Below are 20,016 nucleotides of genomic sequence, written 5' to 3' on the forward strand. Positions count from 1 at the left end.
AAGATGAAAATAAGATGCAGGACACTGCTGTTACTTGCCTTACTCAGCGGGAAGGTATGCTCCGCTGATAGCGTCAATATCGGTGTGACGGGAAATATCGTGGCGTCGCCGTGCATATTTAATGGCGGCAATAACAGCCTCGATGTCAATCTGGGCAATATTCAGGCAACCAATATGGCGACGCCGGGCTCAACATCGGATCCGGTGCCTTTCAGTCTGCTGTTTACCCAGTGCCCAACGGGAACGCAGAGTGTGACCGTCGCTTTCACCGGCAGCCCCGATCCTGAGGCGGGCGCGGACTATTTTATGAACAGCGGTTCGGCCACACATGTGGCGATAGCCATGCGCGATGCCCAAACCGGTGCGCTTAAAGGAACAGGCTCCAGCATGACCCAGACCATTGCCGCGGACAGAACCGCGACATTAGCTATGCTGGCCTCGGTAAAATCCATGACGGGGGGCGCCACGCCGGGAAGCATCCGCGCGGTTGTGGTGATGACGATGCAGTACAACTGAATGCCGGTGATAAGCCTTTTTTAAAGACGTTGGTGTGAACTATGTTAAATATTCTGATTCAGGAAACGGATCTGTTTTTTCAGGCTGGGCTACAGAGCTTTTTCGAAGATTTTTTTAAGCATAACTTTCATCGCTCCATCACTTTTCACCTGGCGCTGACCAATGAAAACGTCAGCCAGGCCGATATTATTGTTCTTTCATTATGTCAGGGGGAAACGCTGACCTGTTTTCCGGAATTACTGGCCCGGCAAAAAGGAATTGTGATAGGTCTCGTCGACGATGAGCTGCGCTTTTCGGCGCTGCCTTCCTGCTTTCAGGACATTATTTTTCTTCCTCGCCGGGCATCGCTTGATCGTATTAGCGGCGTTCTGTTTATTGCGTGGTTCACGACGCAATTACCGGGTTACACCTGGAATAAAAAGACCTGTTTCGACTGCCAGCATAAAGGGTTATCCCGGCAACAAATTCGTATTCTGGTCAATTTTTACCGAGGGCTGTCGGTAGTGCAGACCGCTCAGGCGCTGGAGATGAGCGAAAAAACGGTCTTTACCCATAAATATATGATGATGCAAAAATTTAATCTGCGAAGCGATTACGAGCTGATCGTACTGTTGAGAAGGCTGATGGAGAAAAAGAGCCGGCCGAACCTGCTTCGCGATTACCTGGAAAATAATTATGCACAACAAATAGCCTGAAACGGCAGCGGATAGCTGGCCGGGCAGCGTTAGCCGCCACCCGGCAAGCATTTAAACGTTAACCGCAGCGATCAACCGCGACTTCATGGACTGATACGCCGATGCGGCATAGTCCTCTGCCCAGCGCTGGTCCTCGATTGCCTCAAGCTGCACGGCGCAATACTTCGTTTCCGGCGTTCTGGAGATCGGGTCGAGATTATCCTGCGTCAGCTCATTACAGGCGCCAATCCACCACTGGTAGGTCATATAGATTGCTCCCGCATTGATGCGCTCGCTGATGCTGGCGCGGGTGATCACTTTACCCCGGCGTGAACGTACCCAGACCAGCTGGCCTTCGGCAATCCCCCGTTCATCCGCGTCGGCCGGGTTAATTTGCACCCGGCCCGGCTCGTCGGCCAGGCTTTGCAGCGCGGCGCAGTTCCCGGTCATGGAGCGGCAGGAGTAGTGGCCCACTTCGCGCACTGTGCACAGTACCAGCGGGTAATCCGCATCCGGTGTCTCCGCCGGGGCGCGCCAGGGGGCGGCAAATAGCTGGCCTTTGCCAGTGGGGGTGTCGAACTGATTATCCTTGTACAGGTAGGGAGTGCCGGGATGATCGAGGGTTGGACAGGGCCACTGCACATGACCCATCTCGCCCATTTTTTCGTAGGTCACGCCGTAGAAGAGGGGGCACAGCTCGCGCATTTCGTCCCAGATCTGCTGGTTATCCTCGTAATGCATGGGATAGCCCATTTCCGTGGCCAGCAGGCTGATGATCTCCCAGTCACGCCTGACATTGCCGCTGGGCTCAATGGCTTTGCCGAAACGCTGAAAGCCGCGATCGGCACAGGTGAACACACCGGCGTGTTCTCCCCATGAGGTGGCAGGGAGCAGCACGTCAGCCAGCTCTGCCGTTTTGGTCATAAAGATGTCCTGAACCACCACAAAATCGAGCGCCTCAAAGCCGCGGCGGACCAGACCCAGATCGGCTTCTGTCTGAAGCGGATCTTCCCCCATGATGTAATACGCTTTGATCTTACCTTCCAGCGCGAGATGCGGCACTTCGGTGATACGCGTTCCGACGCGATCGTCCATCCGGTTGACATTGATTTTCCACGCATCGGCAAATTTCAGTCTGACCGCCGGATCAGTGACGTCCTGGTAGCCGGGGAACATATTGGGCAGAACACCCATATCGCAGGCGCCCTGAACGTTATTTTGCCCGCGAACCGGCCCCACGCCGACGGCAGGGCGGCCCAGATTGCCGGTCAGCAGTGCCAGGCTGGAGAGACCTTTCACCACATCGACCGCCTGACCAAACTGCGTGACGCCCATACCCCACATCACCGTTGCTGAAGGCGCCGCTGCGAACATGCGAATTGCCTGACGAACATCCCGCGCGGGGATCCCCGTCAGATGTTCAACCTGCTCGGGTGCGTAATCTTTTACCGTCAGTCGGTACGCCTCAAGCCCTTCTGTAAAGCGAGCAACGTAGTTTTTGTCGTACAATTCCTCTTCAAGCAGGACATAGCCAAAGGCATTGACCAGCGCCATGTTACTGCCATTTTTTAACTGAAGATGAAGATCGGCAATGCGTGCCGTTTCAATATGACGCGGATCGCAGACAATGATTTTAGCGCCATTTTCACGTGCTTTAAGCACGCGTCGGGCGACGATGGGGTGAGAGTCGGCGCAGTTATAGCCGAATACCAGCAGGCATTTTGAGTTTTCAATATCGTTAATGGAATTGCTCATGGCGCCGTTGCCGAGGGTCTCCTGTAAACCGGCAACGGACGGACCGTGACAGACGCGGGCGCAGCAGTCGACGTTGTTAGTATTCAACACCGCACGGGCAAATTTTTGCATCACATAGTTGGTCTCATTGCCCGTTCCCCGCGAGGAACCCGTGGTCATAATGGACCGAGGGCCGTACTGTTCTTTGATGCTTTTAAGCCTGTAAGCGGTATAGCGAATGGCCTCTTCCCAGGTAACAGGGGTAAAGGCCTCGCCTTTGCTGTAGCGGATCATGGGCTGCGTCAGGCGGGGGGTAAGCAGCCGAGTATCATTAAGAAAGTCCCAGCCGTAGAACCCTTTCAGGCAAAGCGTGCCCTGATTAGTTACGCCATCAGCGGCTTCGGCACGGATAATCCGGTTATTTTTAACGACGAGGTTAAGTTTGCAGCCTGCACCGCAGTAGGGGCAGACGCTGGCGATTTTTTTCATCAATAACAGACCTGTTAAGAAATGAAGCAATGTTTACTGGAAAGCCCAGTCCCTTAGCGGACTAAGCAGGATCCATGCCAAATTCGGCGTGCTTGATTAACAGGGCGTTAGGGGAGAGAGGGCGTGTCATCGTCAGTCCGTTCGTCAGAATTGACGATGACACGCTATCCGAAGAGATGGGAAGAGTGAGGCGTTAAAGATCGTCCATGGTGTAACCGACGACAATTTCCAGCGTCTTGCGGATCACATCCGCCTTAACGACATCATCGGTGGATTCCAGCGTCTGGATCAGCCAGAGAATGATCGCTTTGTTGGTCAGATGACCTTCGGAAGCAAGAACACAACGAACCGCAGTCGAAAAAATGGCAGACTCTTCAGCAAAGCGATCGCCTGCGTGACGGAAATACTCCGACAACGCGCTATCTAAAAAGGCGGAGTGGTATTCGGGTTGAAGCTGAATATTTTGTCTCATTTGTTCTCACCGTAGCTGTAAAGTTGTAGTCAATGTATCTTTTTGGGATCGGACGGTTTTCCATTTCCAAATAACGGCACTACATTGTCTCGGTTATTTTTGAGAGATCCCTCTCTCTGAATTCGTCCTTGTGCGGTTCTGCGACCTTTAAAAGCGACCGTGCCAGAGCTGATTTCAGCTATCACCCTCGCTAATGTCTCCCGCCGCTGGGGATCCGTCTCACAGGCTTGCATGTTACGCAGACGCTGAACCAAACCCTCGGTCGTTACAGGACCGCGCTCCTTCAAAAGTGAAAGAGCGGCTTCTCCAATAAGCTGGTCGATCAGTCTGTCCGCATCACTGCTGTTCATAACATTAACGTTCGAAGAGCAGGCCAAGAAGCATGTGATAATGATGCTCCTCTTCCGGGCCATTGGCCTTTTCAAGGCGACTTAACAGTTTTGTGCAGAGCGATTTGCGATTCAGATTCCGCCCGTCGCTAAGGATTTCAACAACAACCTGACCCAATGTTTCCTGTTGGGTTGGAAGCGCGGCTTTTTCGAAGTACTGCGCAATTGCTGTTGCTGTGTCTGCGAGGTGTCCGTTCTGCTGCATGTTTCGCTCCTGTAAATTTTCGTAATCAGTAACGTTACATTTAAGGTATACATAATTTTCAAATCTGTACATTAAAAATGTACAATTTTTTAAATATTTTATAATATATTTGATAAAGTATATATTTATCATATGGTTATATGTATACAGCTTACTGCTAAATTCACAAAATATATTGTACAATTCGAAGTGGCGTTGCAGAGTTGTACAAGCCCGGAAAAGGCGCAAAGAAGTCATGTAAATTGTTGAGATGTAAATTATTTATTGGGTAATTAATGTGCTATAACAGAGTTCTCCCCACGTGTTTTCGTGGTCACCCCCTCAATCTTCAGGATTAGCATGCTCACAACCATTATTTACCGCAGTCATATCTGCGAGGACGTTCCAGTGAAAGCGCTGGAAGACATGGTCGCTGCTGCAAATTGTAGAAATCGCCAGTTCGATGTGACGGGGATTTTGCTGTTTAACGGCACACACTTCTTTCAGTTACTTGAAGGGCCCGCTGATAACGTTAAGGAGATCTATCAGCTCATCTGCCGTGACCCACGGCATCACAACGTGGTCGAATTATTAAGCGATCACGGGCCTTCAAGACGTTTTGGCAACGTAGGTATGGAGCTCTTTGACCTTCGTCAGTACGACACCGACGAAGTGCTACAAAAGGTACTCGATAAAGGCACAACCCGCTATCAGCTGACCTATAACGATCGCGCCCTACAATTTTTCCGCACCTTCGTTGAGGCCACTGAAAAAGCCAACTACTTTGAGCTGCCTCCGGCTGACGCCTGGGAGTTTGTCACCGAAAACACGCCATTATCCTCCCAGCCAACGGTAGTGGCAAAGGGCGCGGACTGTAGTTTCGCATTTCAACCTATCGTCGATCCGTTTATGCAGCAGGTGGTTTCCTGGGAAGCCCTGATCCGCACGCCGTCCGGTGAGTCCCCGGAAAGCTACTTTGCCAACCTGTCGCGTGAGGCGCTGTACGAATCGGATCTGAAGAGTAAGCAGGTGGCTTTGTCGATGGCCAGCGCGCTGGGCCTACAGACTCAAACGTTGTCCATTAATCTGTTGCCGATGACGCTGGTTAATGTTCCTGGCGCCGTCGATTTTTTACTGACGGCAATTGAGGCGAACGGTTTTGTGCCGGAGCAAATTGTGGTCGAGTTCACCGAGAGCGAGGCGATCTCGCGCTTCGAAGAGTTCACCAGCGCGGTCAGACAGCTTAAAAGCGCCGGGATCAGCGTGGCCATCGATCACTTTGGCGCGGGATTCGCCGGTCTGCAACTGCTGGCCCAGTTCCAGCCGGACAGAATCAAGATCAACCGTGATTTGATTGCTAACGTGCACAAGAGCGGCCCGCGTCAGGCAATCATTCAGTCAATCATTAAATGCTGCGCCTCCCTGGAAATTCTGTTCTGTGCGGTAGGCGTAGAGCTAGCTGAAGAGTGGATGTGGCTGGAATCTGCCGGGATTTCTCAGTTCCAGGGTCACCTTTTCGCCAGCCCGCGTCTGGGGGGCATTCCGGCGATTGCCTGGCCCGAGAAAAAGTACGATTTATAAAAAACCTGTACGTAACTGTTAAAAGTGACCTGTACGTACGGCTAAATTTATACAACAATATATTAACGAGTGAGTGGTTCTTTGAGCCATTCACTTGTCTCAGAACGAGGAGTTAGTTATACAAATGATTTGTACAATCTGATAAGGTTGGTTTGGTTAGGTATGGAAGTATTGTGCGTGAGGGAGTTAATGGCCTATTACAGTATCGGCGAAGTGGCCGAACGATGCGGTATCAACCCCGTTACGTTGCGTGCCTGGCAGCGCCGTTATGGATTGTTGAAGCCGCAGCGAAGCGAAGGGGGCCATCGTCAGTTTGACGATGAAGATATCCTGCGTATCGAAGAGATCAAACGCCTGATGAAAACGGGTGTTTCGGTCGGTAAAGTAAAAGCGCTTCTTGAAAATACAGAAGTGATGACTCAGGGGAACTGGGCATCGTTTCAGGAAGAGATGTTAACCGTTCTGCGCTATGCCAGCCCGGCAAAACTGCGCGCCAAAATCGGCGAGTTCCGCCGTGACCATGCGATGGATGTTCTGATAGATAACATCATCACCCCTGTGCGGCAGCGAATGAACCAGGACCAGAATACGGTGCGTCACATGGCGAGCCTGCTGGACGGTGTCCTGATTGAGTTTGCCGTTGCAAGCCTGGGTGAGTCGCGAAAAAAAGCAGGTAAGGATGCGCTGCTGATTGGGTGGGAGTGCGACGACCGTACGCATTTGTGGCTGGAAGCGGCCCGTCTTGCCTACAAAGGCTGGCATATCGACGTGCTGGCTGAGCCGATTGATTCTCCACGTCCTGAACTCTTCCCCGGGCAAAAAATCTTCGTCTGGACCGGTAAAGCGCCTACGCCTCGTCAACAGGAGCAGCTCGACCACTGGCGTGAACAGGGTTTCGCCGTTTCGATCCATCACTGATGTTAAGGGGGCCAACGGTAAACCGCCAGTGCGGGATTTTGCCTTCTGGCGATACGACAGGGGTATCCGCGAAGATGCATAGCATCAGTACCCCTGTCATATCGTCGGTTTATTCCATCATCAGGTTGTCTGAAATATTCATACTGGCCACGGATTCAACTTTCCACACGCCATCTTCCTTGACCATGCAGTCAATCACGGTGTGATCCCGCTTTTTGCCGAATGAGATATAAACCTGCATACAGGCGGCATCGTAATCCAGCGCCCGCGCACTGACGATGTCCCAGTCATCTTCATATCCCTGAGCCTTGATGAACATATCGACGTCAGGCACGTCATATTCATCTGGATCCAGCTTATCCATGGCTTTGAGTTTGCTGATAGTTTCGCGGGTTACATATGGCCTCAGCGCTTCATAGTTTTTCAGGGGCTCTTTCCCGATAATAATTTGCGAGATGTACCACTTATTAAACTGAAGGGCAGCGGATACCTCAGGGGGGAACTTCTGTGCAGCGGATGCGAGAGTGGGCAGAAGCAGGATCGCCAGAATTTTTTTTTTCATGTCAGTCATGCCTGTAAATTGCATATGCTGGCTTTAATTCCCGGTATTCCTTTCCCGGATACATTGTTCGCTGAACAAAATCAGAGTACCAGACGCCGTTCCCACCATAGATGCAAGCGTGGCCATATGGGTGGTGCGCAGTGGGCTGGATCACCGCCACATCGCCCTCAACAGGCTCACCGTAAACCTGGTGGAAACCCGCCAGAATTAAATTGCTTTTCATATCCTTAGCATAATGCGTGTTCTGTAGATTAGCACCGCCGGCGCGAATGGATTTCGAAACAAATTCTGCACATCTTTTCTGGCTATACTGACCTGCATGCTGGCGAGCATGAACTGCGGCTTTATGGGCACTCCACATAATTTAATCCCTTATTGAATAAATGGTTAACAAGGGAAACATTACGCCGAAAAGGGATGAGTTTATGTAATTAATCATGATCGGAATTTAACCACTATCAGACTGATAAATAATGGTTAACTTATCCATCAAACGTCTTTATGCGCGCCCAGGTAAGGCAAAAAAGGATTAAAAAGAACCTGGCTTAAGGGGGAGGCATACGTAAATAATGTATTTGGTGCCTGGGCGTACTTTAGCTATTTTAAAAATAGGTATTTCCAATACAATTTTTATCATTGCCCGCCACCTTACCGCCTTTCTTATGAAATGCATTATTTATCAATGCATTGAACAAATCTAACCATCCCATCCGCATCCCGTCACAGGGTCTATGCTTAATGAAAGTAGCCAAAAAGGGCGGTTTAGCCCAAAGCCCCTGCTCGCAGGGGGTTGAAGTGATAATCGTTATCACTAACATGGTGTTATGCCCTGGTGGCTTATCAGATGAGGTGGACCTATGGAACTGCATTCAGAAACCTTCAATCCGGCCGATTTTGCCTGGCGTGGCTTAACGCTGACGCCCGCGGCGGCGGCGCATATTCATGAGCTGGTGGCAAAAAATCCCGACATCCTCGGCGTACGCTTAGGCGTTAAGCAGACTGGCTGCGCGGGATTTGGCTACGTGCTGGATACCGTAACCGAACCTGAAAAGGACGATCTGGTCTTTGAAACCGACGGTGCAAAGTTATACGTCGCACTACAGGCGATGCCTTTTATCGATGGAACCGAAGTCGACTACGTTCGGGAAGGTTTAAACCAGTTATTCAAATTTCATAACCCGAAAGCCCAGAACGAATGCGGCTGCGGCGAAAGCTTTGGGGTATAGGCGGTACTATGTCTCGTAATACTGAAGCAACGAGTGATGTAAACACCTGGAGCGGCGGACACCTCAACTATAAAGAGGGTTTCTTCACGCAGCTGCAAACCGATGAACTGGCGAAAGGCATCAACGAAGAGGTCGTGCGCGCCATTTCGGCGAAACGTAACGAGCCGGAGTGGATGCTGGAGTTTCGCCTGAGCGCATTCCGCGCGTGGCTGGAGATGGAAGAACCCCACTGGCTGAAAGCGCATTACGATAAGCTGAACTATCAGGATTATAGCTATTACTCTGCGCCCTCCTGCGGCAGCTGTGATGATACCTGCGCCTCGCAACCCGGTGCGGTACAGCAAACCGGTGCCGAGAACAGCTTCCTGAGTAAAGAGGTGGAAGAGGCGTTCAATCAGCTCGGCGTGCCCGTGCGCGAAGGCAAAGAGGTGGCGGTAGACGCCATTTTTGACTCCGTCTCGGTGGCAACCACCTACCGTGAAAAACTGGCGGAGCAGGGGATTATTTTCTGCTCCTTCGGGGAAGCCATTCACGATCACCCGGAGCTGGTGAAAAAGTACATTGGCACCGTGGTACCCAGTAACGATAACTTCTTCGCGGCACTGAATGCGGCGGTGGCGTCAGACGGTACCTTTATCTACGTGCCGAAAGGCGTGCGCTGCCCGATGGAGCTCTCGACCTATTTCCGCATCAACGCGGAAAAAACCGGCCAGTTTGAACGCACCATCCTGGTGGCCGATGAAGGCAGCTACGTTAGCTACATCGAAGGGTGCTCCGCTCCTGTGCGCGACAGCTACCAGCTGCACGCGGCGGTGGTGGAGGTCATCATCCATAAAGATGCGGAAGTGAAGTACTCTACGGTACAGAACTGGTTCCCGGGCGACGGTAACACCGGCGGTATTCTGAACTTCGTCACCAAGCGTGCGCTGTGCGAAGGCGAAAACAGCAAAATGTCCTGGACGCAGTCAGAAACCGGCTCCGCCATTACCTGGAAATACCCGAGCTGTATTCTGCGCGGCGACAACTCAATCGGTGAGTTTTACTCCGTGGCACTGACCAGCGGTCATCAGCAGGCCGATACCGGCACCAAGATGATCCACATCGGTAAAAACACCAAATCGACCATCATCTCCAAAGGGATCTCTGCCGGTCACAGCCAGAACAGCTATCGCGGGCTGGTGAAAATCATGCCGACGGCAACCAACGCGCGTAACTTCACCCAATGTGACTCCATGCTGATTGGCGCGGACTGCGGGGCGCATACCTTCCCGTATGTCGAATGCCGCAATAACAGCGCCCAGCTTGAGCATGAGGCAACTACGTCACGTATTGGTGAAGATCAGCTTTTCTACTGCCTGCAACGCGGGATCAGTGAAGAAGATGCGATTTCAATGATCGTTAACGGCTTCTGTAAGGACGTGTTCTCTGAACTGCCGCTGGAATTTGCCGTTGAAGCCCAGAAACTCCTCGCCATTAGTCTTGAACACAGCGTCGGTTAAGGAAAGCACATGTTAAGCATTAAAGATTTACAGGTTAGCGTGGAAGAGAAAGAGATCCTGCGTGGCCTCAATTTTGACGTCAAACCGGGTGAAGTTCACGCCATCATGGGGCCAAACGGCTCCGGGAAAAGTACGCTTTCAGCGACGCTGGCAGGACGCGAAGATTATGAAGTTACCAGCGGCTCCGTTGAGTTTAACGGCAAAGATCTGCTGGAGATGTCGCCGGAAGAGCGTGCCGGCGAGGGCATCTTTATGGCCTTCCAGTATCCGGTGGAAATTCCGGGCGTCAGCAACCAGTTCTTTCTGCAAACCGCGCTGAACGCGGTGCGCAAGTATCGCGGCCTTGAGGCGCTGGATCGCTTTGACTTCCAGGATCTGATGGAAGAGAAGATCAAGCTGCTGAAAATGCCGGAAGATCTGCTGACCCGCTCGGTAAACGTGGGTTTCTCCGGCGGTGAGAAGAAACGTAACGATATTCTGCAAATGGCGGTTCTGGAGCCAGCGCTGTGCATTCTCGATGAGACCGATTCAGGGCTGGATATCGATGCCCTGAAGATCGTTGCCGACGGGGTGAACTCCCTGCGTGATGGCAACCGCTCATTTATCATCGTGACACATTACCAGCGAATTCTGGACTACATCAAGCCGGACTATGTCCACGTGCTTTACCAGGGACGCATTGTGAAATCCGGTGACTTTACGCTGGTTAAACAACTGGAGGAGCAGGGTTATGGCTGGCTTACCGAACAGCAGTAATGCACTTCAGCAGTGGCACCGGCTGTTTGAAGCGCAGGCTGGAGCGCGCTCTGAACAGGCTCAGCACCATCTCCAGCAGATGCTGCGTCTCGGTTTACCGACGCGTAAACATGAGAACTGGAAATATACCCCGCTGGATGGCCTGCTGAACGGCGAGTTTGTCACCCGTCTGGCGCAGGTCAGCCCCGATCAGCGCGACATGCTGGCGCTGAGCGTGGATGCCGTGCGTCTGGTGTTTGTCGACGGTCTGTTCCGTGCGGAGCTGAGCGACAGCGTGCAGGAGAGCGGGTTCGATATCGTCATTAACGATGAACGTCAGTCGCTGAACGCGCCCGTTCAGCCTGAAGTCTTCCTGCACCTGACAGAGAGCCTGTCGCAATCTGTCACCCATATTCGCGTTAAGCGTAACCAGCGTCCGGCGAAACCGCTGCTGCTGATGCATATCACCCAGGGCGTTGCGGGTGATGAGATTAACACCGCCCACTATCGCCACCATCTTGAGCTGGCAGAAGGGGCGGAGGCGACGGTGATCGAGCATTACGTCAGCCTTAACGACACCCGTCATTTTACCGGTTCGCGTCTGACGATGAACGTGGCGGCCAATGCCCAGCTGCACCACATCAAGCTGGCGTTTGAGAATCCGCTCAGTCACCACTTCGCCCACAACGATATTCTGCTGGGCCAGGATGCCGCGGCGTACAGCCATAGCTTCCTGCTTGGCGGCGCGGTGCTGCGCCACAATACCAGCACCCAGCTGAACGGTGAAAACACTACGTTGCGTATTAACAGCCTGGCGATGCCGGTGAAGTCAGAAGTGTGCGACACGCGCACCTGGCTTGAGCATAACAAAGGCTACTGCAACAGCCGTCAGCTGCACAAAACCATCGTCAGCGACAAAGGACGTGCGGTGTTCAACGGCCTGATCAACGTGGCGCAGCACGCCATCAAAACTGACGGGCAGATGACCAACAACAACCTCTTGCTGGGACGTCTGGCAGAGGTGGACACCAAACCACAGCTGGAAATCTATGCGGACGACGTGAAATGCAGTCACGGCGCGACGGTCGGGCGTATTGACGATGAGCAGATGTTCTACTTGCGCTCGCGCGGGATAGACCAGCAGGCCGCGCAAAAGATGATTATTTACGCCTTTGCGGCTGAGCTGACGGAAGCGCTGCCCGATGGGGGACTTAAACAGCAGGTGCTGGCCCGTATCGGTCAGCGACTGCCTGGAGGCGAAGCATGACATTTCCCGTAGAGAAAGTCCGGGCAGATTTTCCGGTACTGACCCGTGAAGTGAACGGTCTGCCGCTGGCCTATCTCGACAGTGCGGCCAGCGCGCAAAAACCGAATCAGGTGGTGGATGCGGAAGCCGAGTTTTACCGCCACGGTTATGCGGCGGTACATCGTGGGATCCACACCCTGAGCGCCGAGGCGACCCAGCGCATGGAAAACGTGCGCACGCAGGTTGCAGCCTTCCTCAACGCGCGTTCGCCGGAAGAGCTGGTGTTCGTGCGCGGCACCACCGAAGGGATCAACCTGGTGGCTAACAGCTGGGGCAATGCGCAGGTGCACGCGGGGGATAACATCATCATCACCCAGATGGAGCACCATGCCAACATCGTGCCCTGGCAGATGCTCTGCGAGCGTGTGGGGGCGCAACTGCGGGTGATCCCCCTGAATGAAGACGGCACGCTCCAGCTGGAAAAGCTGGACGCTCTGCTGGACGACAGAACGCGGCTGGTGGCGGTGACCCACGTTTCAAACGTGCTGGGCACGGAAAATCCGGTGGCGCTGATCGTCGACAAAGCCCATCAGGCCGGTGCGAAAGTGTTGATTGATGGTGCCCAGGCGGTGATGCACCATGCGGTTGACGTTCAGGCCCTGGACTGCGATTTCTACGTCTTCTCCGGGCACAAGCTGTATGGCCCGACGGGCATCGGCGTGTTGTATGTGAAAGAGGACATTCTCCAGGCCATGCCGCCGTGGGAAGGGGGCGGGTCAATGATCGCCACCGTCAGCCTGACGGACGGCACAACCTACGCCCGTGCGCCCTGGCGCTTCGAGGCGGGTACGCCCAACACGGGCGGGATCATCGGGCTGGGCGCGGCCATTAGCTACGTCACTGAAACGGGGCTGGCGGCGATTCAGGAGTACGAACAACAGCTGATGCATTATGCCTTGCAGGAGCTGGCCAGCGTCCCGGAACTGACCTTATATGGTCCTGCTGACCGTCTGGGTGTGATAGCCTTCAACCTCGGCAAGCATCACGCCTATGATGTAGGCAGTTTCCTTGATAATTACGGCGTCGCTGTGCGTACCGGGCATCACTGCGCGATGCCGCTGATGGCGTATTATGAGGTACCGGCCATGTGCCGCGCATCGCTGGTGATGTACAACACAACGGAAGAGGTCGACAGACTGGTGGCGGGATTAAAACGTATTCACCAGCTGCTTGGCTAACGGAGAGGCGAGAGATGGCAGATTTGCCGGACAGAGATAAATTGCTGCGCAACTTTGGGCGTTGCGCGAACTGGGAAGAGAAATACCTTTATATCATCGAACTGGGTCAGCGCCTGCCGCCGCTCAGCGAAGAGGCGCATAACCCGGACAACATCATTCAGGGCTGCCAGAGCCAGGTCTGGATCCAGATGCAGCAGACGGATGATGGCGTAATTCAATTACAGGGCGACAGCGATGCCGCCATTGTGAAGGGGCTTATTGCCGTCGTATTTATTCTTTATCACCAGATGTCGGCGCAGGATATTGTCGCCTTTGACGTTCGCCCGTGGTTTGAAAAAATGGCCTTAACCCAACACCTCACCCCGTCCCGATCCCAGGGACTGGAAGCGATGATCCGCGCCATACGCGCCAAAGCCGCAATCCTTAGCTAAACTGACAGAACAGCATTCATTCTGTTTCGCGGGGTGGTTTCCACCTCGCTGGTTTTTCAGCTTTCTGACGTTTGGTCAGTGAATAAGGAATCTCAGCATGAAGCGCGCGTCTCTAATAACTCTATTACTCCTTGGTTCGCTCAGTGCTGTTAATTCAGCCAGGGCGGTTGATTATCCTTTACCGCCCGCAGGCAGCCGCCTGATTGGGCAAAACCAGACATACACCATTCAGGAAGGGGACAATAAACTTCAGTCTATCGCTCGTCGGTTTAATACCGCCGCACAGCTCATCCTTGAAACCAATAATACCATTGCACCGGTGAATCCTGCGCCAGGAACGGTCATTACGATCCCTTCCCAGATGCTACTGCCGGACACCGAGCGTGAGGGCATTGTGGTGAATCTGGCGGAGCTGCGTCTTTACTTCTATCCGCCAGGCGAAAATATCGTGCAGGTCTATCCGCTGGGTATTGGTCAGCTTGGGCTGGAAACACCGGTTAGCACCACCCGTGTGAGTCAGAAAATCCCTAACCCTACCTGGACCCCCACAGCGGGCATCAGAGCGCGCTCACTGGCCCAGGGAATTAAACTGCCGCCTGTGGTACCCGCAGGGCCAAATAACCCGCTGGGGCGCTTTGCGCTTCGTCTGGGTATCGGGAATGGGGAATATCTTATTCACGGCACCAGCGCGCCGGACAGCGTAGGACTGCGGGTCAGCTCGGGCTGTATGCGGATGAACGCGCCGGATATCAAAGCGTTGTTTGAGCAAGTGCGCGTCGGCACGCGGGTGCAGATTATCAATGAGCCGGTGAAGTTCTCCATCGAGCCGGACGGCAAACGTTATATCGAAGTGCACAGGCCGCTGGCGCAGGCAGAGGGCGAAAACCCACAGACGGTGCCGTTCACGCACTCGGCGGCGTTTACCGCTTTTGCAGCGGAGTCAGGTAGCGATAAAACGCTTATCGATAAAGCCCTGGCGCGCAGAGCCGGGATCCCGGTTGCCGTTTCAACAGGCAATGGTTCGTCAGCCAGCAATTCTGTCCTGTCGGTTCAGAATAGTCGTGTCTCAGCGGCGGTGGCGGAAGACGAGGGAGAGAAAGCGCTTCAGTAGAGGTTTGACTAAGGCAAAAAAAATGGCGCACAATGTGCGCCATTTTATTAACAGGTACTATTACTTACGGTATTTAGTAGCCTGGTTGTCCAGACGCTGGTTAGCGCGAGCTGCGTCGTCTTTAGCAGCCTGAACGTCGGAACGCATTGCGTTCACGTCGTTGCTCAGCTGGTCAACTTTAGCGTTCAGAGTCTGAACGTCAGAAGACAGCTGATCGATTTTAGCGTTGCTGGAGCAACCTGCCAGCAGAGTAGAACCCAGGATTACCGCGCCCAGTACCAGTTTAGTACGATTCATTATTAATACCCTCTAGATTGAGTTAATCTCCATGTAGCGTTACAAGTATTACACAAAGTTTTTTGGGTTGAGAATATTTTTTTGATGGGATTACGCCTATTTTTGATCGTTCGCTCAAAGAAGCAACGAAATCGGCAATTTTGACGAAAAAGCTATGTTAAAAAAGGCATTTTTCATCGGATTCATCTTAGATAAATCGCGATTAAATAGAAAAACCCGATTTGCTTTTTGAATAGTTCTGGTTAAAGGCGGGAATAAAAAAAGCGCCCCGAAGGACGCTTTTTAACAAAACAATAATTTGTTCGTGAAATATTACAGCACGTGGACAGATGCCGTGTTGGTGGTGCCGCTTGGAACCAGCGCGCCAGAAACCATAACCACCACGTCGCCTTTCTGAGCCAGGCCACAATCAACCAGTTCCAGAGCCACTTCTTTACCCAGACGATAGAAATCATCGGTAGAGGCAATCTCTTTCACCAGGTGTGGGATCACGCCTTTGCTCAGCACCAGCTGACGCGCGGTGGTTTCGTTGGTGGTCAGCGCCAGAATGGTCGCATCCGGGAAGTATTTACGCACGGCACGCGCAGATTTACCGCCCTGGGTCGCCACGACAATCAGCGGGGCTTCCAGTTTCTCGGCGGTTTCTACCGCACCACGGCACACGGCTTCGGTGATGCGCAGTTTACGGCTGTCGTTGTTGTAATCCAGACGGCTTTTCATCACGCGGTCGGTACGCTCACAGATGGTCGCCATGATGCTGACCGCTTCCAGAGGGTATTTCCCTTTTGCAGATTCGCCAGACAGCATAACGGCATCGGTACCGTCGAGGATGGCGTTCGCAACGTCGCCTGCTTCAGCGCGGGTAGGGCGTGGGTTTTTGATCATGGAGTCCAGCATCTGCGTTGCGGTGATAACCACTTTACGCGCGCGAACACATTTCTCGATCATCATCTTCTGCGCGAAGATCACTTCTTCAACCGGGATTTCAACGCCCAGGTCGCCACGCGCTACCATGATACCGTCAGACGCTTCGAGGATTTCGTCGAAGTTGTTCAGGCCTTCCTGGTTTTCGATCTTGGAGATGATCTGGATGTTCTCGCCGCCGTGCGCTTTCAGGTGCTCACGGATCTCAACCACGTCAGAACGTTTACGGATAAAGGAGGCAGCAACGAAGTCCACGCCTTGTTCGCAGCCGAAGATCAGGTCTTGTTTGTCTTTTTCAGCCAGCGCTGGCAGAGCAATGGACACACCCGGCAGGTTGACGCCTTTGTTTTCGCCCAGATCGCCGTTGTTCAGCACTTTACAGATAACTTTGTTACCTTCGATAGCGGTCACTTCCATGCCGATCAGGCCGTCATCTACCAGCACGGTGTTGCCAACAGACAGGTCGCTGGTGAAGCCTTCGTAGGTCACGGCAACGATTTCGTTATTACCCACAACGGATTTGTCGGTGGTGAAGGTGAAGGTCTGGCCCGCTTTCAGGGAAACGTCGTTACCGCCTTCCAGTTTGATAGTGCGGATTTCAGGACCTTTGGTGTCGAGCAGGATTGCCGCTTTTTTCCCGGTCTTGCTCATCACGTTGCGCAAGTTCTGGATACGCTGGCCGTGTTCAGCATAGTCGCCGTGGGAGAAGTTCAGACGCATCACGTTCATGCCGGCATCCAGCATTTTGCTCAGCATCTCTTCGGATTCGGTTTTCGGGCCGATAGTACAAACAATTTTCGTCTTTTTCATGACAGTCTTAGTCTTTAAGTTGGGAAGGATATGGAAATCTCGCTCCGGGGGCGCACCGCCGCGGAGTCAAACCTGTGTTGCGAAAGAGTATATGACACGCACTAAGAATAGGTGACATCAAATGAGCGTGCAGAAGAAAGTGTGCCTGAGTGCCAGCCCAACGAAGGAGAGGAGAAGTTGTACGTTGTTTTTTGTATTCCAAGCGCTGAAACCATTCACCAGGGATTTGGCGCGCATTATACGCTGATTTACAGTAAAAAGGAAAATGGAAACAGCGTTTCAAAAACAATCTGTGCAGATTCACATAAGTTTGTTATCAAGGCGTTAAGGCCTAATGTCATCTTATGACGGCAGGCGCAACGCCCGCCGTTTTTTGCTCACTTTTTCAGCGCTTGTTTAAGGTCGGCGATCAAATCCTTCGCATCTTCAATCCCCACCGACAGGCGGATAAGCTGCGGCACAATGCCGTTTGCAAGACGCTGCGCCAGTGGAATGGAGGCGTGGGTCATGCTGTAGGGCTGGCTCACCAGACTCTCCACACCGCCAAGGCTTTCCGCCAGGGTAAAGAGCGTAAGATGACGGATCACCTCTGTCGCGCGCTGCGCATCGCCTTTAATCACAACGGAGATCATGCCGCCCGGCAGCGCCATTTGTCTGCGGGCCAGCGCATACTGGGGATGTGATGCCAGCCCGGGATAGAACACGCTGTCTACCTGCGGATGCTGCTCCAGCCATTGCGCAATCGCCAGCGCATTGGCGCTGTGCTTCTCAACGCGCAGTGAGAGGGTGCGAATGCCCCGCAGCGTCAGGAAGCTGCTGAACGGATCCAGAACGCCGCCAATCGCGTTTTGCAGATAGCCCAGACGCTCCGCCAGATCCTTATTCGACCCCACAACAGCCAGCCCGGCAACCACGTCTGAATGACCGTTGAGATATTTGGTGGCGGAGTGGACCACTATGTCGAACCCCGCCTCCAGCGGCCGGTGAATGACCGGGGAGGCGAAGGTATTATCCGCCACGCTGATCGCATTATGGCGCCGGGCAATGTCCGCGATGGCCTCCAGGTCGGCCAGTTTCAGCAGCGGGTTCGTTGGCGTTTCCACCCAGATCATGCGCGTGTCCGGGCGAATGGCGGCCTCAAGTCCGGCTACATCGTCCGGCTTAACCCAGCTCACCTGTAACCCGGTGCTGCGCTTGCGCACGTTTTCGATCAGGCGATACGTACCGCCATACACGTCGTCAATGGCGACGATATGGCTGTCTTTATCCAGTAGTTCGAGCACGGTGGAAATGGCCGCCAGCCCTGACGCGAAGGCGTACCCGCGCGTGCCGCCTTCCAGTTCGGCGATGGCGGTCTCCAGCGCATGGCGGGTTGGGTTGCCGCTCCGGGAGTATTCGTAGCCGGTATGTTCACCCGGTGCCGGTTGCGCAAACGTCGACGTGGCGTAAATTGGCGGCATCACGGCGCCGTGCGGGTCGTGATACTCACCACTGTGAACGCTGAGGGTGGCCAGGTTTTTCATCTTTTGCTCCTTTTATTTTGTCAGGCGGTTACGCCAGGCGGTGAGTACGTCACTGCGTGTGATCAAACCCAGAAAGCGGTTTTCGTCATAAATAATCGCCACCAGGCCACGGTCAAAGATGGCGTACAGGGCGCTCTCCGGGGCCTGCTTATCCAGATATTCAACCTGACGCGTCATGGCCGCCGTCACGGGGAGGGAGAAGCGATCGGCATCTCCCCCGATGTGTCGCAGCAGGTCCCACTCGTCGATGATGCCGACGACCTTGTTGTCATCGAGCACCGGCAGTTGAGAGATGTCGTACAGGCGCATGCGGGCCAGCACGGTAGAAAGCGTGTCGTCCGGGGCGGCAGTCACCGTCGCGCCTTCATCGTGGCGCAGGGCAATATAGTCCGAGAGATCGCCTGCCTGCGGACGCGAAATCAGCCCCTGCTGGCGCATCCAGTCGTCATTGAACATCTTCGAGAGGTATTTATTGCCGCTGTCGCAGGCGAAGGTGACCACACGTTTTGGCGTAGTCTGCGCCTGGCAATATTTCAGCGCTGCCGCCAGCAGCGTGCCGGTGGAGGAGCCTGCCAGGATCCCTTCCGTTTTTAGCAGATCGCGGGCGGTGGTGAACGCCTCGCGATCGGTAATGCGCCAGGCGCGGTTAACCCCCTCGATGTGCGCCAGCGGAGGAATAAAGTCTTCGCCAATCCCTTCAACCAGCCACGAGCCGGCATCGTGATGGCGTCCGGTCTCAACCTGGTCCGCCAGTACCGACCCGGCCGGATCGGCAAGCACAAATTCCGTCTGCGGCGAATGTTCTGCAAACCACGCCTGTAAGCCGCCCAGCGTACCGCCGGACCCCACGCCGACGACGATGGCATCGATCTGGCCGTCAAGCTGTTCAAACAGTTCCGGTGCGGTAGTGGTGCGATGCGCCAGCGGATTGGCCGCGTTACTGAACTGGTCGATATAAAACGCGCCTGGCAGTTCGTTCGCCAGCCGCCGGGCATAATCCTGATAATAGGCCGGATGCCCTTTGTTCACATCCGAGCGGGTCAGCACGACCTGCGCCCCTAACGCGCGCAGGTGGAAAATCTTCTCGCGGCTCATTTTGTCCGGCACCACCAGGATCAGCGAGTAGCCCTTCTGCGCCGCAATCAACGCCAGCCCCAGGCCGGTGTTCCCCGCCGTAGCTTCAATAATGGTGCCGCCGGGCCTTAGCTGGCCCGTACGCTCGGCTTCGTTAATCATCGACAGCGCGACGCGGTCTTTAATCGATCCGCCGGGATTCTGGTTTTCCAGCTTCAGAAACAGCGAGCAGGGGCCGGTGTCCAGCTTGTGCAGCTGGATGAGCGGCGTACGGCCAATCAGTTCGGTGACGGAGTGGTAAAGCGTCATGGTCATGTCCTGTGAAGAGGTGATGACCGGATGATAGAACCATGAAATTTTCTCAATAAAGAACGTTTCACCAG

Annotated in this window: 21 protein-coding genes; 11 read left to right on the forward strand and 10 right to left on the reverse strand. The window is 53.9% G+C overall.

Annotated elements, in window-relative coordinates:
* The first annotated feature begins 3 nt into the window (after positions 1-3).
* Both RY075_RS09690 and RY075_RS09695 read left to right on the forward strand, forming a co-directional pair.
* Positions 4-516, forward strand: a complete 513-nt coding sequence (locus tag RY075_RS09690; protein ID WP_109948830.1) for a fimbrial protein — start codon at positions 4-6, stop codon at positions 514-516.
* Between the two features lie 41 nt (positions 517-557).
* Complete coding sequence (locus RY075_RS09695) at positions 558-1,211, forward strand: LuxR C-terminal-related transcriptional regulator (RefSeq protein WP_023324523.1); 654 nt, start codon at positions 558-560, stop codon at positions 1,209-1,211.
* Positions 1,212-1,262: 51 nt separating this feature from the next.
* On the opposite strand, the gene fdhF is transcribed toward RY075_RS09695, so the two are convergent.
* From fdhF to ycgZ, 4 genes are all read right to left on the reverse strand, one after another.
* Positions 1,263-3,413: a formate dehydrogenase subunit alpha gene (gene fdhF / locus RY075_RS09700; RefSeq protein WP_045897529.1), complete on the reverse strand. Its 2,151-nt coding sequence runs from the start codon at positions 3,411-3,413 to the stop codon at positions 1,263-1,265.
* A 193-nt stretch (positions 3,414-3,606) separates the two neighbouring features.
* Entirely contained in the window at positions 3,607-3,885 is a 279-nt protein-coding gene (locus RY075_RS09705) for a biofilm/acid-resistance regulator YmgB/AriR (protein WP_003857748.1), read from the reverse strand.
* Positions 3,886-3,914: 29 nt separating this feature from the next.
* Positions 3,915-4,235 (reverse strand): hypothetical protein, encoded by a 321-nt coding sequence (locus RY075_RS09710; RefSeq protein ID WP_032658210.1) that lies wholly within the window; start codon positions 4,233-4,235, stop codon positions 3,915-3,917.
* Positions 4,236-4,239: 4 nt separating this feature from the next.
* Positions 4,240-4,479: a regulatory protein YcgZ gene (gene ycgZ / locus RY075_RS09715; RefSeq protein ID WP_003857747.1), complete on the reverse strand. Its 240-nt coding sequence runs from the start codon at positions 4,477-4,479 to the stop codon at positions 4,240-4,242.
* Positions 4,480-4,818: 339 nt separating this feature from the next.
* On the opposite strand from ycgZ, the gene RY075_RS09720 reads away from it, so the two are divergent.
* Together RY075_RS09720 and RY075_RS09725 are read left to right on the forward strand one after the other, a co-directional pair.
* Positions 4,819-6,039 carry a diguanylate phosphodiesterase gene (locus RY075_RS09720; RefSeq protein WP_003857746.1) on the forward strand — a complete coding sequence of 407 codons (1,221 nt, stop codon included), beginning with the start codon at positions 4,819-4,821 and terminating at the stop codon, positions 6,037-6,039.
* A gap of 189 nt (positions 6,040-6,228) precedes the next feature.
* Positions 6,229-6,957, forward strand: a complete 729-nt coding sequence (locus RY075_RS09725; protein ID WP_003857744.1) for a MerR family transcriptional regulator — start codon at positions 6,229-6,231, stop codon at positions 6,955-6,957.
* 109 nt (positions 6,958-7,066) lie between these two features.
* Here RY075_RS09725 and RY075_RS09730 read toward each other — a convergent pair whose 3' ends face one another.
* Complete coding sequence (locus RY075_RS09730; RefSeq protein WP_032609046.1) at positions 7,067-7,519, reverse strand: DUF3828 domain-containing protein; 453 nt, start codon at positions 7,517-7,519, stop codon at positions 7,067-7,069.
* Between the two features lies 1 nt (position 7,520).
* Entirely contained in the window at positions 7,521-7,880 is a 360-nt protein-coding gene (locus RY075_RS09735; RefSeq protein ID WP_017693570.1) for a hypothetical protein, read from the reverse strand.
* 496 nt (positions 7,881-8,376) lie between these two features.
* Between RY075_RS09735 and sufA the strand changes: the two genes are divergently transcribed.
* From sufA to RY075_RS09770, 7 genes are all read left to right on the forward strand, one after another.
* Positions 8,377-8,745: a Fe-S cluster assembly scaffold SufA gene (sufA, locus tag RY075_RS09740; RefSeq protein WP_003857741.1), complete on the forward strand. Its 369-nt coding sequence runs from the start codon at positions 8,377-8,379 to the stop codon at positions 8,743-8,745.
* Positions 8,746-8,753: 8 nt separating this feature from the next.
* Positions 8,754-10,244 (forward strand): Fe-S cluster assembly protein SufB, encoded by a 1,491-nt coding sequence (sufB, locus tag RY075_RS09745; RefSeq protein ID WP_003857739.1) that lies wholly within the window; start codon positions 8,754-8,756, stop codon positions 10,242-10,244.
* A 9-nt stretch (positions 10,245-10,253) separates the two neighbouring features.
* The gene (gene sufC, locus RY075_RS09750) at positions 10,254-11,000 is read left to right on the forward strand and encodes a Fe-S cluster assembly ATPase SufC (protein ID WP_003857736.1); all 747 of its coding nucleotides are present in this window, start codon (positions 10,254-10,256) and stop codon (positions 10,998-11,000) included.
* Positions 10,975-12,246: a Fe-S cluster assembly protein SufD gene (sufD, locus tag RY075_RS09755; RefSeq protein ID WP_022650922.1), complete on the forward strand. Its 1,272-nt coding sequence runs from the start codon at positions 10,975-10,977 to the stop codon at positions 12,244-12,246. Before sufC ends, sufD begins: the two co-directional genes overlap by 26 nt.
* Complete coding sequence (sufS, locus tag RY075_RS09760) at positions 12,243-13,463, forward strand: cysteine desulfurase SufS (protein ID WP_048240922.1); 1,221 nt, start codon at positions 12,243-12,245, stop codon at positions 13,461-13,463. The genes sufD and sufS overlap by 4 nt, the downstream gene beginning before the upstream one ends.
* 14 nt (positions 13,464-13,477) lie before the next feature.
* Positions 13,478-13,894 carry a cysteine desulfuration protein SufE gene (sufE, locus tag RY075_RS09765; protein WP_048240920.1) on the forward strand — a complete coding sequence of 139 codons (417 nt, stop codon included), beginning with the start codon at positions 13,478-13,480 and terminating at the stop codon, positions 13,892-13,894.
* Positions 13,895-13,991: 97 nt separating this feature from the next.
* Complete coding sequence (locus tag RY075_RS09770; RefSeq protein WP_003857729.1) at positions 13,992-15,005, forward strand: L,D-transpeptidase family protein; 1,014 nt, start codon at positions 13,992-13,994, stop codon at positions 15,003-15,005.
* A 60-nt stretch (positions 15,006-15,065) separates the two neighbouring features.
* Here RY075_RS09770 and lpp read toward each other — a convergent pair whose 3' ends face one another.
* The 4 genes from lpp to RY075_RS09790 form a co-directional block, all read right to left on the reverse strand.
* Positions 15,066-15,302: a murein lipoprotein Lpp gene (gene lpp / locus RY075_RS09775; protein ID WP_001082307.1), complete on the reverse strand. Its 237-nt coding sequence runs from the start codon at positions 15,300-15,302 to the stop codon at positions 15,066-15,068.
* Between the two features lie 312 nt (positions 15,303-15,614).
* Positions 15,615-17,036, reverse strand: coding sequence for a pyruvate kinase PykF (gene pykF, locus RY075_RS09780; RefSeq protein ID WP_003857687.1), 1,422 nt, complete (start codon positions 17,034-17,036; stop codon positions 15,615-15,617).
* Positions 17,037-17,413: 377 nt separating this feature from the next.
* Complete coding sequence (locus RY075_RS09785; protein ID WP_061856172.1) at positions 17,414-18,559, reverse strand: PLP-dependent aspartate aminotransferase family protein; 1,146 nt, start codon at positions 18,557-18,559, stop codon at positions 17,414-17,416.
* Between the two features lie 12 nt (positions 18,560-18,571).
* The gene (locus tag RY075_RS09790; protein WP_063401531.1) at positions 18,572-19,942 is read right to left on the reverse strand and encodes a cystathionine beta-synthase; all 1,371 of its coding nucleotides are present in this window, start codon (positions 19,940-19,942) and stop codon (positions 18,572-18,574) included.
* Between the last annotated feature and the right edge of the window lie 74 nt (positions 19,943-20,016).

The sequence above is a fragment of the Enterobacter sp. JJBC genome (genome assembly GCF_036936505.1).
GTDB classification, from domain to species: domain Bacteria; phylum Pseudomonadota; class Gammaproteobacteria; order Enterobacterales; family Enterobacteriaceae; genus Enterobacter; species Enterobacter hormaechei_C.